This window comes from Agrobacterium sp. CMT1, assembly GCF_037203725.1.
Lineage (GTDB): Bacteria > Pseudomonadota > Alphaproteobacteria > Rhizobiales > Rhizobiaceae > Agrobacterium > Agrobacterium pusense.
This window is the reverse complement of record NZ_JBBCAR010000017.1, coordinates 197685-211332: the sequence shown is the minus strand read 5'-3', so window position 1 is coordinate 211332 and position 13648 is coordinate 197685. Positions and strand designations below refer to the sequence as shown.

The window sequence follows — 13648 nt, the reverse complement described above, 5'->3', positions numbered from 1 at the left end:
TCTCTTCGACTGTTTCAGCGCAAAGACGAACGTGACCGCGACAGCATTGCAATTCGTGGATGCTTCGGTAAACCAGCTTTGACGATCATGCAACAAGTGCGATGGGCGGTAAGCGCATTCACCCGTCCCGTTCGGAAAAAAAACGATGATATTCGGGCTGTTCAAGAAGAAAAACAACAATCGCGCCATAGTTGACAGGCAATATGCGACCTTGACGGCAGCAGCCCGCACACCCGAATTTTATCTCGATCTCGGGGTCCCCGACACTGTAATGGGCCGTTTCGAGATGCTGTCGGTCATGATGATTCTCTATTTCCGCCGCACCAAATCCTCCGGTGTCAGCGGGCAGGAGATTGCCCAGGAGATTGTCGACGCCTTCTTTCAGGACCTTGATCACTCCATCCGTGAGCTTGGCATTGGCGATCAGGGCGTGCCAAAACGCATGAAGAAATTCGCCGGCATGTTTTATGGCCGTCTCGAATCCTACGCGGCGGCGCTGGATACGTCCGACCTTGCGGCCCTTGCCGCAGCGCTCCGGCGCAATATATATCCGCAGGCAGACGAGAACGCGCCGGCGCTGGATGGGCTGGCGGGCTGGATGATGGAGGCTTCTTCCGCACTTGCCGCCTGTTCCGAAGAAACAATCGCAACCGGAAGCCTGACGCTGCCCTTGCCTGGACGATGAGGTTCACATGAACGCGCGACACGCCGCAAATGACGACCTGCCTTTCTCCTATCCCGTGAAGGTAGGCCATATTTCCGCCAATCCCGTCAGGATTGGTCTCGAAGCCGACGCCGAAGAGCTCAAGGCGCTGGCGAAATTCTGGGACGTGGTTTCCGTCGAATATCTGAAGGCAGAGCTGCAGGTATCCCGCTGGAAGAAGGATGGCGTGAAGGTAAAAGGCGAGGTGCATGCGGCCGTGACCCAGTCCTGCGTCGTGACGCTGGAGCCGGTGTCGAGCAAGATCGATGAGACTGTCGAGCAGATTTTCGTGCCGGAAGGTTCGAAACTGGCGCGGATGGTCACGAACGAAGAAGGCGAAATCGTACTCGATCCCGATGGTCCCGACATTCCCGATCAGTTCACTGGCGACAGCATCGATGTCGGCGCTGTCGTTGCCGAATTTGCCGCCCTTGCCATCGATCCCTATCCGCGCAAACCGGATGCGGCGTTCCCCGAAACGGCCGAAAAAGAACCTGAAGAAGAGAAGCGGCCATCGCCCTTTGCCGTGCTGAAAGATTGGAAAAAAGACTGAATGGCCCAGCCGGGCTGAAATAATTTTATTGTAACGAAGGCCGGAAAAGGTATTTTCGCGCAAAATCCGCTTGATTGGCGGCAAGTAAGGATAAGGGACGAGTGATCAGAATTGCAATTGACGTCATGGGCGGCGATTTCGGCCCAGATGTTGCCATCCCGGGTGCCGCCAAGGCGCTCGAGCGGCACAACGATGTAACTTTTCTGCTCTACGGGCAGAAGAGCAAATGCGACCCCATTCTGGCACAATATCCCGCACTTCGGGAAAAGTCGGTCTTTCACGATTGTGAAGTCTCTGTCAGCATGGACGAGAAACCCAGCCAGGCGCTGCGCCGCGGCCGCTACGTCTCCAGCATGTGGCGCGCCATCGAGGCCGTGAAACTCGGCGAGGCTGACGTCGCCGTTTCCGCCGGCAATACCGGTGCGCTGATGGCCATGGCGAAATTCTGTCTGCGCACCATGGCGCGGGTGGAGCGCCCGGCAATCGCCGGTATCTGGCCGACACTGAAGGGCGAAAGCATCGTGCTCGACATAGGCGCGACGATCGGCGCCGACTCACAGCAGCTTCTGGATTTCGCCCTGATGGGCGGCGCCATGGCGCGCGCGCTCTTCGATATTGACCGTCCGACGGTCGGCCTGCTCAATGTCGGCGTCGAGGAGGTGAAGGGTCAGGAAGAGGTTCGCGAGGCCGGACGACTCATCCGCGAGGCAGATCTCGGCACCATCGATTATCGAGGTTTCGTTGAGGGTGACGATATCGGCAAGGGCACGGTTGATGTCGTGGTGACCGAAGGTTTCACCGGCAATATCGCGCTGAAGGCGGCCGAAGGCACCGCCCGCCAGATCAGCACGTTGCTGCGTGAGGCGATCTCCCGCAGCTTCTTCGCCAAGATCGGTTATGTTCTCGCAAAGAGCGCCTTCGACGTGCTGCGTGAAAAGATGGATCCGCGCAAGGTCAATGGCGGCGTGTTTCTCGGCCTGAACGGCATTGTCATCAAGAGCCATGGTGGTACGGATGCCATCGGTTTTGCTTCCGCCGTCGATGTCGGCTACGACATGGTTCATAACGGCCTGACGGCCAAAATAGAAAACGATCTCAAGATTTACCACGCAAGACGGCTTCCGCCCCCGGCGCCCGAAGCACTCGTGGCTGACGAGGAATAACGGAATGATCCGCTCTATAGTTCGTGGTTTCGGGGCAGCGCTGCCGAAGCGTGTGATGACCAACAGTGAAATCGAAGGCGTCGTGGAGACGTCCGACGAATGGATCGTGCAGCGAACCGGCATCAAGCAGCGCTACATCGCCGGCGAAGGTGAAACCACCGCGTCTCTCGGCGAAGCGGCTGCGCGTGCGGCTCTCGACAATGCCGGTCTGACGCCCGACGATATCGATCTCATCATCCTGGCCACCTCGACGCCGGATAACACCTTCCCCGCGACGGCAGTGAACATCCAGAACCGCCTCGGCATGACCCACGGCTTCGCCTTCGACATGCAGGCTGTCTGCTCCGGCTTTGTCTATGCCGTCTCTACCGCCGACCTCTATATTCGCGGCGGCATGGCCAAGCGCGTTCTTGTAATCGGCTCCGAGACCTTTTCGCGCATTCTTGACTGGAAGGACCGCACCACCTGCGTTCTCTTCGGCGATGGCGCCGGCGCGCTTGTTCTGGAAGCTGGGGAAGGCGAGGGTACCTCTGCCGATCGCGGTATCCTGACGGCGCAGCTGCGTTCCGACGGTTCGCACAAGGAAAAGCTCTATGTCGATGGCGGGCCCTCAACAACGGGCACGGTCGGTCATCTGCGCATGGAAGGCCGTGAAGTGTTCAAACATGCCGTCGGCATGATCACCGACGTGATTGAACAGGCATTCGAAGCCACGGGCACCACGGCAGACGATCTGGACTGGCTCGTTCCGCATCAGGCCAACAAGCGTATCATCGACGGATCGGCGAAAAAGCTCAACATCGACCCGGAAAAGGTCGTCATTACCGTTGACCAGCATGGCAATACCTCCGCGGCCTCCATTCCGTTGGCGCTTGCCGTTGCCGCAAGCGATGGCCGCATCAAGAAGGGCGATCTTGTCATGCTGGAGGCCATGGGCGGCGGTTTCACCTGGGGTGCGGTGTTGCTGCGCTGGTAAAGGCGCGATTTCAGCGTTTGCCGGGGCGGTGAAGCGAAATCCGCTGTGATTTTCGCGCTCACGCCCCGATAAGGCGCGTCTTGACGGCTCGGCCTGTGTCAAAACCGTATCAGTTGCTCTAAGCCCTTGCAGCGATTGCCGAAAGCCGCAAATGAATCTGGAACAGTCCCTTGACCGGCCGCCACAAGGGAAATAATCTCGGCGTCTCCTAGAGAAGAATTCAGACACGGTTTGTGGGGAAAAATGGCCGGGAAGACAGTGACACGCGCAGATCTTGCAGAATCTGTGTTTCGTAAAGTCGGGCTGTCCCGCACCGAATCCGCTGAGCTGGTCGAAACGATTATCGACGAAATATGCAACGCGATCACGCGCGGTGAAGTCGTCAAGCTCTCCTCTTTCGCGACGTTTCAGATCAGGGAAAAGAACGAGCGCATTGGCCGCAACCCGAAGACGGGGGAGGAAGTTCCGATTTCCCCACGTCGCGTCATGACCTTCAAGGCTTCGAATGTGTTGAAGCAGCGCATTCTGAAAGCGCATACCGCTCGTAAAGCCAAGCAGAAGGGCCAGAAGTCCGGTACGTAAGCCTGCGCGCGAAGCAGCGCCATGGCGCGGTTTTGCGCCTTCGTAAGCCCTTTTTCCCATTCTTCCTGTGAACATGCTTGAATTTCAACGCGCAAGCCGTTGAAATTCGGTCGACTCACATCATAATCAATTTTAGTGATTTGTATCCTGTCGCAACCGGTGTTGGCGCGAAGGTCGGACCTGACCTTGCGTGATATGCGGGCCGGCGGGTGAAAAGCGTTCTCGTTCAGTGTCCGGCCGGATGCATGGCGCTCCGGTTCGGATGGGAGTGGAAATTTGGATAAAAGCCCCGACGCGTTTCGGACGATCAGTGAAGTGGCGGATGAGCTGAACCTGCCGCAGCATGTGCTGCGTTTCTGGGAAACGCGCTTTCCGCAGATCAAGCCGATGAAACGGGGCGGGGGCCGCCGTTATTACCGTCCTGATGACATCGACCTGCTGAAAGGCATACGTCATCTTCTTTATGACCATGGCTACACTATCAAGGGCGTGCAGAAGCTGCTGAAAGCCAATGGCAACCGCTTCGTGGCTGCCATTGCCTCCGGTGATCTCGCGACCATGGAAGCCATCATGGCGGCGAGCGGCGAAAAGGAAGTCAACGAGCCGCGGGTTATCGATACCGATGGCGATGAGGTCGTCGGCCGTCCGAAGGCGAAGCCAAGCGGCCGGTTTTTCGGTTTCGGCGGTGGCGGCAGCGACGCTGAAATATCGGTGGGCAAGTCCGGCATTGGCAAGGATGACCAGGCGCTTTTGCAGGAGGCCCTGTTTGATCTGCTCGAATGCAAGCGCCTGCTGGATCAGGTTCGCTAAACCTTTTCCACAGCTGTTTCGGGACGCCAACCTTTCAGAAACCCCTTTGGCCGATAATGCGGCTCCGTAAAAAGGAGTCCGACCGTGAGCAACCGAAAATCGACAGCGCGACGCCGCACGGCGAAGAAATCGAGTGGCGGTAGCGTTTGGCCCTGGGTGCTGATGCTGGGTGTGGTTGCCGGCGGCATTCAGGCCTACGAACATCGCGATAGTCTTTTGCCGCAGCGGGCTGTTGCGAAGGCGACGTCTTCGGCAGCCAACGCTCCTAAAGTCACGACGGCGGCCAAGCGCGAGGCGGTTACCTCCGAGAAAGTCGCGGCCATGCGCCCTGCTGCCCCCATCCTGCCCGGCAACGCACCGGTTCCGCCACGCCCCATCGCCATGCCACCCACGGTCTCTCAGAACAAGGTCGCAGCTATCCTGCCGGAAACCCGCCCGTCAGTCGAAAAGGTCTCGCTCGGCGAAAAAAGCGGCACTTTTGCCTTTTGCGGCCGCTCCGGCCTCAACAATTGCGTGGCCGATGGCAACACCTTCTGGATGAAGGGCGTGAAAATGCAGCTCGCCGGCATCGAGGTTCCGCAGATCGACCGGGCGCGCTGCATGGAAGAACGCCAGCGCGGTTTCATTGCGAAAGTCAGGCTTCGCGAAATGCTGAACGCCGGCGCCTTCGATGTCGCATCTACCGGTGCTGCGGGCGGGCAAGCTACGGAACGGACACGCCTTTCGCGTTCCGGCGTCTCCTTCGCCGATCAGCTTGTGCGCGAAGGTCTGGCCCATCCGCTCTCGGGAAAAAATCAGTCCTGGTGTGGCTGAGGCCCCGTTGACCGAAACGGCCCGGACTGTGTAGATGAGGCGCGGTCGTGTTTAAGGTCGGCCTTTGCGCCGGCCACCTGAACGATGACAGCATTTTTGCAGCGACTTGACCCCAAACGGTTCATGGCGCCGCAATGCGGACGTGGCGAAATCGGTAGACGCAGCAGACTTAAAATCTGCCGACCATTGGTCTTGCGGGTTCAAGTCCCGCCGTCCGCACCATACCCCCGATAAAATTTTCTTTTTTGCTTCCCTGCGGCTTTCCTGCGTATGAAGGGATTTTATGCCGAATTTTCCAGGTTTTCGGCATGGTTGGCGCTGAGATCCGCAGGATTGCCTTAAAAGTGTGCTTGATTACGAAGGCGGCATTTTTCCGTTGAAATCACCCGAAAGAACCTATTGACCTTGCCACGATGGGAAGCCCTATCTTTTTTTAAATGAGAAAAGAGGGGTCATACGCATGTCACAAATGGAGATCCGGGCGAGCCATCAGATTGCGATCGATGGCATGACATGCGCCTCCTGCGTCGGCCGCGTTGAAAAGGCGATCGCTAGGGTGCCCGGGGTTCTCAAGGCTTCGGTCAATCTTGCGACGGAACGCGCTGACATCTCTTTTTCCGGATCACCTGACGTGCCGGCCGTGATCGCGGCGGTGCGGAATGCCGGCTATGGCGTCGAAGAAAAAACCATAGAGCTTGATATTGAGGGTATGACATGCGCCTCCTGTGTAGGCCGTGTTGAAAAGGCCCTGAAGGCTGTTTCCGGTGTTTCGGAAGCGAGCGTCAACCTGGCGACCGAGCGCGCCACCATCCGCGTCGCCGGCAATGCCGCTTCTACCGCCACCTTGGGGGAGGCGATCAGACGGGCGGGTTACACGGCGAAGGAAATCGTCGCCGACAGGGCCGGCGAAGTGGAACAGGACCGACGCGCCGTGGAGTTGCGCAGCCTGAAAATCAACCTGGCCGTGGCCGCTGCTTTGACCCTGCCAGTCTTCGTTCTGGAAATGGGCTCGCATCTTGTCCCCGCGATCCACGACATCGTGATGGAAACGGTCGGCATGCGGGAAAGCTGGTATCTGCAATTCGTTCTGACGACGCTGGTACTCTTTGGACCGGGTCTGCGTTTCTTCAAAAAAGGCATACCCGCACTTCTGCGGCTCGCGCCGGATATGAACTCGCTTGTCGTGTTGGGCACCGCCGCCGCCTGGGGATTTTCGGTTGTCGCAACCTTCCTGCCCGAAATATTGCCGCGCGGCACGGCGAATGTCTATTACGAGGCCGCTGCTGTCATCGTCACGCTCATCCTCCTTGGCCGGTTCCTTGAAGCGCGCGCCAAAGGCCGCACCAGCGAGGCGATAAAGCGATTGCTCGGGTTGCAGGCCAAGTCGGCGCGGGTGTTACGCGACGGTGAAACCGTGGATGTGCCGTTGCAGGATGTGCGCGCCGGTGATGTGATCATTGTCCGTCCTGGCGAGAAAGTGCCGGTCGATGGCGTGATCCTCAGTGGCTCGTCCTATGTCGATGAATCGATGATAACCGGCGAACCCGTGCCGGTTACGAAAACGGCGGGTTCCGAGGTCGTGGGCGGTACGGTGAACCGCAACGGCTCTTTCACCTTCCGCGCCACCAATGTGGGCGCCGATACGCTGATCGCCCAGATCATCCGCATGGTCGAGGAAGCACAGGCCGACAAGCTGCCCATTCAGGCGTTGGTCGACAAGGTCACCAACTGGTTCGTGCCGGCGGTGATGCTGGCCGCAGCCGCCACCTTCCTCGTGTGGTTCTTCTTCGGCCCGGATCCGGCTCTGACCTTCGCGCTCGTCAATGCGGTTGCGGTTCTCATCATCGCCTGTCCCTGTGCCATGGGCCTTGCCACGCCTACCTCGATCATGGTCGGCACTGGCCGCGCCGCCGAGATGGGCGTGCTGTTCCGGCGCGGTGATGCGCTCCAGACGCTCCGCGATGCCGAGGTGATCGCCGTCGACAAGACCGGCACGTTGACGCTCGGCAGGCCGAAACTGGTGCATTTTACAACGACCGAGGGCTTCGGTGCCGATGAGGTGCTGCGCCTTGTGGCATCCCTCGAAACCCGATCCGAACACCCGATTGCGGAGGCGATCGTCGAAGCCGCGAAACATGGCGGCCTGGCGCTTGCCGATGCGGAAGGTTTCGAGGCAACGCCGGGTTTTGGCGTGGCGGCGGTGGTTGAAGGGCGCAGGGTTGAAGCGGGCGCGGACCGGTTCATGGCGAAGCTCGGTTACGATACCGCGATGTTTGCGCATGAAGCAGACCGGCTGGGCAGGGAAGGGCAGTCGCCGCTTTATGCTGCAGTCGACGGCAGGCTGGCCGCGATTATCGCAGTGGCCGATCCGGTGAAGCAGACGACCCCGGAGGCGATCGCGGCGCTGCATGCGCTCGGCCTCAAGGTAACGATGATCACGGGTGACAATCGCCGCACCGCAGAGGCCATCGCCCATCGCCTCGGTATTGACGAGGTGGTGGCGGAAGTGCTGCCGGACGGCAAGGTGGAAGCCGTCAAAAGGCTTGCCGCCGGTGGGCGCCGGGTCGCCTTCGTAGGCGATGGCATCAACGATGCACCGGCGCTTGCGGCAGCCGATGTCGGCCTCGCCATCGGAACGGGCACGGATGTCGCGATTGAGAGCGCCGATGTGGTGCTGATGTCGGGCGATCTGCGCGGTGTGGCCAATGCCATCGCCCTGTCCAAGGCCACGATCCGCAATATCGGCCAGAACCTGTTCTGGGCCTTCGCTTACAACGCCGCGCTCGTTCCGGTGGCGGCCGGAATATTGTATCCTGTCAACGGCGTGTTGCTGTCACCCGTCCTTGCTGCCGGCGCAATGGCACTTTCCAGCGTCTTTGTCCTGACGAACGCGCTGCGCCTGAAAAGTTTCCGTGCGCCGCTCACGGACAGACCCGCGGGCTTGCAGCTCGCAGCAGCGGAATAGGAGGGGACACAATGGCGCTCCCCCGGTCCATCCACTTGCCGCAGATCGATCGCAGCATCGCGGTGGCGGAGGGCGAGACTGTCCTTCAGGCCGCCCTGGCAGCGGGCATCGCTTACCCGAACGGCTGTCGCATGGGCCGCTGTGGGGCCTGCAAGTCGAGGCTGGTCTCCGGTGAGGTCGACCTTCTCAAGCACACGCCTTTTTCGCTGACTGAGGAAGAGAAAGCAGATGGCCTGACGCTTGCATGCCGAGCCATACCATTAAGCGACGTGGTGATCGGCTGGCTGAATGGCGCTGACGCGCTCTCCGACAGTGATGCAGATCTGTTGTCCACCCCGGAAAGATAGGAGCAGGATCCATGAACATCGGCACAGCCGCCACCGCATCCGGCGTTTCTGCAAAGATGATCAGACATTACGAGACGATCGGCCTGATCAAATCGGCGAGCCGCACCGATTCCGGCTACCGGGTCTATACGGCCAATGATCTGGAAACACTGCGCTTTATAAGGCGCGGCCGCGACCTCGGTTTTTCAATCGAAAAGATAAGGCAGCTCATGACCTTGTGGCGTGATCCCGGCGGCGCCTCCTGCGACGTCAAACGCATCGTCATGGAACACGTCGTCGATCTCGAAGCCAAGATGCAAACGCTTCGCGACATGGCCGATACGCTCCGCCATCTGGCGACCTATTGCCCGGATAATGGCGAGCCGGAGTGTCCGATCATTCAGGATCTGGCGCAATCGGAAGATCCCGATTTCATCCCGGCGGCGGTGGTGCCGAAACGGTCGGGCATGTTGAAGGGCACGTCCGGCCCGGTAGCGGAACTACAGCGCCTTGCGAAATGAGCGGCCGTTCCAATCGTGGACGTCGTCTATTGCGGTAAAAATGCCAATGCGGTGAAGGAGATCAGCCATGTGGATACAGATATTACAGCGCTTCCTTATCCTGTGCCTGATGTTGGCGATCGTCTCCGTCATCGCGTTTCTTTTGCCCTATATGGCCGGTGGCGATCCGGCCCGTACCATCCTGTTTTCGCGCATGCGTGATACGGCGCTTGATCCACACGCCGTTGAAGCGCTGAGAACCAGCCTCGGGCTCGACCGTCCGCTCTATGTGCAATATTTCGCCTGGCTGTCGAACGCGTTACGCGGTGACCTTGGCTTCTCCTTCACCAGCAGCCAACCCGTCGCCGGTGAGCTTTTGCGTTCCCTCGGCGTGTCGGTGACACTGGCGCTGACGGCGCTGGCAATAGCGGTGGCCGTTGCCCTGCCGCTCGGCACGCTTGCCGCAATGCGTCCCGGCGGAAGGCTGGACAATTTCGCGACGCTGATGATCCAGACCTTCGTCGCCACGCCCGAATACTGGTTCGCGCCCATGTCTGCGCTCGTCTTTGCCCTCTATCTTGGCTGGCTGCCCTCCGCGGGATGGGACAGCTGGCGTTCGCTGGTCCTTCCTGCGCTGACGCTGACCCTGCGACCGCTCGCCTATTTCACGCAGGTGACGCGCGCGGCGATGGCCGAAGTTTTACGCGCCCCTTATATCACGGCGGCGCGCAGCCGCGGGCTGGGCATGCATGGCACGGTCATGCGGCACGGCATCCGCAACGGCTCGCTTCCGGTAGTCACGTTTTTTGCCCTGTGGCTTGCGGGCCTGCTGGGCGGATCGGTGGTGGTGGAGGTGATCTTCGCCATCCCCGGAATGGGTCGGCTTCTCTACGATGCGGTGGTCAACCGCGACATCCCGATGCTGCAGGGCGGCTTCATCTGCATCGTCGCTCTTTCCATCCTGATCAATACCCTGGCCGACAGCTTCTATGTCCTGATCAATCCGGCAATGCGAGGTCGCCATGACCATTAGTCACTTTCCACAGGCTGCCGCCATGACGATGACCGCGCCCAGACGCCCCTCGACACTCAACCGGTTCATGGATTTCATTCGCCGGCGGCACTGGACCTTCTATGCGGGATCGGCGATCTTTCTCGCCATCATCCTGCTGCTCATCATTGCGCCGTGGATTTCGCCTTATAATCCGGCGCAGCAGAACCTTCGCCTGCGGCTGAACGCGCCGAGCGCCGCCCATTGGCTCGGAACGGACCATCTGGGGCGTGATGTGCTCAGCCGTCTGCTCATAGGCGGCCGTTTCACGGTTACCATCGCCGCGATCACCGTCATTCTCTCGGTCGTGATAGGAGCCTTGATCGGCATCGTCAGCGGCCGCAGCCGCGGCATAGTCGATCAGATTTTGATGCGCATCGTGGACCTGCTCATAGCCATACCAGATGTCGTGATCGCGATTTTCCTCGTCGCCATCTTCGGGCCCGGATACGGCACACTGATCGCCTCGCTGACCATCGTTGGCTGGACGCCTTTCGCACGGCTGGCACGGGGACTGACGCTTTCGATCAATTCCCGTGAATATATCCGCGCGGCAGAGGTGCTTGGATGTACGCGGAGCTTCATCATCTTCCGGCATATTATTCCCAACACGATCTGGCCCATTGCCGCTGTCGCGTTCCTGCGGTTCGGCCACAAGCTGATCACGGTGGGCGGACTGTCATTTCTGGGGCTCGGCGTACAACCGCCGGCCGCCGACTGGGCGCTGATGTTGTCCGATGCGCAGGCCTACGCCGAACGCATGCCCGTTCTGGTTATCGCACCGGGTCTGGCGATTTTCCTGGCGGCGCTCAGCGTGACCTGGATCGGCCATGGCCTCAACCTTGAAACCAAGAAAACGAGCGGTCATTGACGCCCGCGAAGGGGCAATGGTCGATTTGACTGCCGTCAAACATAGATGACGCCACGAACAATGAAGGAGAGTAATATCGTCTGAAGCCGCATGAAAATCCGTAAATGCCTCCGATTCAATAAAAATAAGGGGAACTCTTATGAATATCGAAGGACACACGCATGCCAGTACGGCCATGTCTTCCGAATGCGCACCGCTTCTGGAAATTGAGGACCTGCACGTTTCGGTGCCGGCGCAACATGGCCGGAAATTCGTCATCTCCGGGCTGACGCTTTCCGTCAATGCCGGGGAAGTTGTCGCTCTCGTCGGCGAGTCCGGATCCGGCAAGAGCATGACGGCGCTATCGCTGATGCGGCTCCTGCCACAGGGTGCGGAAATCAACTCCGGCCGAATTTCCTTTGCCGGGCGTGATATTCTCGCCCTGTCATCCGCCGAACTCGACGCGTTGCGCGGCGCAGATATCGGTATGCTGTTTCAGCAGCCACAGGCCATGCTGGATCCCACCAGCCGGGTGAGGACGCAGGTTGCCGAACCGCTATGGGTCCATCGCAAGATGAGCCGGCACGCCGCTCTCAACCGGGTCGTCGGCCTTCTGTCCGATGTCGGCATTCCCGACCCGTCTGCACGGGCGCAATGCTTCGCGCACGAACTTTCCGGCGGCATGGCGCAACGTGTCATGATCGCCGCGGCACTCTCAGGCAATCCGCAACTGCTGATCGCCGACGAGCCGACGACAGCGCTCGATGTCACCGTTCAGGCACAGATATTGCGCCTGCTTGATGACGAGCGCCGCAAGCGCCGGCTGGCCACGCTGCTCATCACCCATGATCTATCGGTTGTCGCCGCATTCGCGGACCGGATCGCGGTCATGTATGCCGGCCGCATCGTGGAGGAAGGGCCCACCCAGGCGATTCTCAAGGCGCCGCAGCATCCCTATACCAAGGCACTCATCAGCTGCTCGCTTCTGACCACTGACGGCGAGGGGCAGTTGCTGACAATCCCCGGCTCCAGTTCGCAGGCCCACGACATGTCCTGCGGCTGCCGGTTTCACCCGCGCTGCGCGCTCGCCAAATCCGCCGGCATGGGCAGCCGCTGCATGGCAGCCGAACCGAATCTGAATGCCCTGCCGGAAGGACGCAAGGCCCGGTGCTGGGCAGTGGGTGACGAGCAGGTCAACCATGATCATGCTGGCCACGCAATGTGCTGAAGGAGGTGACGATGTTATCGCCAACGATGAAACAGGCCACGCCATCGGCCGGCAGCGACAGCCGACCCTATGTGATTGCCAAAAATCTTTGCAAATATTATCCCATATCAGGCTTTGGTCACCGGGTGGTGAAATCCGTTGACGATGTGTCGCTGACGATCGGCGAAGGCGAGGTTCTGGGCCTCGTCGGCGAATCCGGCTGCGGCAAAAGCACCGTCGCCGGATTGATAACGCGGCTGACGAACGCGACGAAAGGCGAGGTCAGCATCGGTAATCATAATATACTGCAAATCCAGGGCGAAGAGCTTCGGCGGATGCGTCGGGTCGTGCAACTGGTGTTTCAGGATCCCTATTCGGCACTCGATCCCCGTATGCGCATCGGGCAAAGCATGGAAGCACCGCTTGCCCAGCACGGCATCGGCTCTCGCGAGGAACGCGCGACGCGGGTTTTCCGGATGCTGGAGGAGGTCGGTCTCGATGCCTCATTTTACGATCGTTATCCCAGCCAGTGTTCCGGCGGGCAACTGCAGCGCGTCGTCATAGGGCGCGCACTTCTTCTCAATCCGAGTTTCCTCGTTTGCGATGAGCCGACATCGGCACTCGACGCCTCCATGCGCACGCAGATACTGAACCTCCTGATGGACATGAAGCGTCGCCACGGTCTGACGGTTCTGATGATTTCCCATGACCTGCGTGTGGTGCGTTATCTGTGCGATCGCATCGCGGTAATGTATCTCGGGCGCGTCGTTGAAATCGCCGACCGTGAAGAGCTTTTCCGGACGCCGAAGCATCCCTACACCAAGGCCCTCATTGCATCGTCGATGCTGGACGAGACGGGGTTGTATGCACCGGAAATGCTCCTGGACGGTGATCTGCCGAGCCCTCTCAATCCTCCCGACGGATGCAAATTCCACACGCGCTGCAAATACGCGACCGCAATATGCGGAGAGGTAGAACCCGTTCTGGAAGGCGTTTCCGGCGAGCATTTCGCGCGTTGCCACCGCTGGCAGGAACTGGGTTGAAGGACGACGCAGCTACAGTTCTCTGGTGCTGTAAAAACAGATGAATTGTGTGTTTGAAGCTTAATATCGGAATAAAATTCCGAGTATAAAACGTAAAATAGATGAT

At 59.6% G+C, this 13648-nt stretch carries 13 protein-coding genes, 1 tRNA gene and 1 pseudogene; all 15 read left to right on the top strand.

Annotated features, from left to right (window positions below; genetic code table 11):
- The first annotated feature begins 145 nt into the window (after positions 1-145).
- The 15 genes and pseudogenes from WA845_RS20455 to WA845_RS20385 all read left to right on the top strand — a co-directional run bounded on the left by WA845_RS20455 (position 146) and on the right by WA845_RS20385 (position 13542).
- Positions 146-685, top strand: coding sequence for a ubiquinol-cytochrome C chaperone family protein (locus WA845_RS20455; RefSeq protein WP_022555988.1), 540 nt, complete (start codon positions 146-148; stop codon positions 683-685).
- A gap of 7 nt (positions 686-692) precedes the next feature.
- Positions 693-1256 (top strand): YceD family protein, encoded by a 564-nt coding sequence (locus WA845_RS20450; RefSeq protein WP_006697939.1) that lies wholly within the window; start codon positions 693-695, stop codon positions 1254-1256.
- A 101-nt stretch (positions 1257-1357) separates the two neighbouring features.
- Positions 1358-2419, top strand: coding sequence for a phosphate acyltransferase PlsX (gene plsX / locus WA845_RS20445; RefSeq protein WP_004441191.1), 1062 nt, complete (start codon positions 1358-1360; stop codon positions 2417-2419).
- A gap of 4 nt (positions 2420-2423) precedes the next feature.
- The gene (locus tag WA845_RS20440; RefSeq protein ID WP_022555989.1) at positions 2424-3395 is read left to right on the top strand and encodes a beta-ketoacyl-ACP synthase III; all 972 of its coding nucleotides are present in this window, start codon (positions 2424-2426) and stop codon (positions 3393-3395) included.
- Between the two features lie 243 nt (positions 3396-3638).
- Positions 3639-3977 carry an integration host factor subunit alpha gene (locus tag WA845_RS20435; RefSeq protein WP_006697942.1) on the top strand — a complete coding sequence of 113 codons (339 nt, stop codon included), beginning with the start codon at positions 3639-3641 and terminating at the stop codon, positions 3975-3977.
- A gap of 276 nt (positions 3978-4253) precedes the next feature.
- Positions 4254-4787 (top strand): MerR family transcriptional regulator, encoded by a 534-nt coding sequence (locus tag WA845_RS20430; RefSeq protein ID WP_004441196.1) that lies wholly within the window; start codon positions 4254-4256, stop codon positions 4785-4787.
- An 84-nt stretch (positions 4788-4871) separates the two neighbouring features.
- The gene (locus WA845_RS20425; protein WP_022555991.1) at positions 4872-5600 is read left to right on the top strand and encodes a thermonuclease family protein; all 729 of its coding nucleotides are present in this window, start codon (positions 4872-4874) and stop codon (positions 5598-5600) included.
- Between the two features lie 136 nt (positions 5601-5736).
- Positions 5737-5822 (top strand) — tRNA-Leu (locus tag WA845_RS20420).
- A gap of 238 nt (positions 5823-6060) precedes the next feature.
- Positions 6061-8565, top strand: a complete 2505-nt coding sequence (locus tag WA845_RS20415; RefSeq protein ID WP_162719208.1) for a heavy metal translocating P-type ATPase — start codon at positions 6061-6063, stop codon at positions 8563-8565.
- 11 nt (positions 8566-8576) lie between these two features.
- Positions 8577-8876 (top strand): annotated as a pseudogene (locus WA845_RS20410) (2Fe-2S iron-sulfur cluster-binding protein); the annotation flags it as partial.
- Positions 8877-8923: 47 nt separating this feature from the next.
- A complete protein-coding gene (gene cueR, locus WA845_RS20405) occupies positions 8924-9412 on the top strand; it encodes a Cu(I)-responsive transcriptional regulator (RefSeq protein ID WP_072494285.1) in 489 nt (162 codons plus the stop codon).
- Positions 9413-9479: 67 nt separating this feature from the next.
- Positions 9480-10424: an ABC transporter permease gene (locus tag WA845_RS20400; RefSeq protein WP_004441204.1), complete on the top strand. Its 945-nt coding sequence runs from the start codon at positions 9480-9482 to the stop codon at positions 10422-10424.
- On the top strand, positions 10414-11313 hold the full coding sequence (locus WA845_RS20395; RefSeq protein ID WP_051634363.1) for an ABC transporter permease: 900 nt from the start codon (positions 10414-10416) through the stop codon (positions 11311-11313). The genes WA845_RS20400 and WA845_RS20395 overlap by 11 nt, the downstream gene beginning before the upstream one ends.
- A gap of 139 nt (positions 11314-11452) precedes the next feature.
- Positions 11453-12520: an ABC transporter ATP-binding protein gene (locus tag WA845_RS20390; RefSeq protein ID WP_045534244.1), complete on the top strand. Its 1068-nt coding sequence runs from the start codon at positions 11453-11455 to the stop codon at positions 12518-12520.
- 11 nt (positions 12521-12531) lie between these two features.
- Positions 12532-13542, top strand: a complete 1011-nt coding sequence (locus tag WA845_RS20385) for an oligopeptide/dipeptide ABC transporter ATP-binding protein (RefSeq protein ID WP_112555044.1) — start codon at positions 12532-12534, stop codon at positions 13540-13542.
- Positions 13543-13648 lie beyond the last annotated feature (106 nt).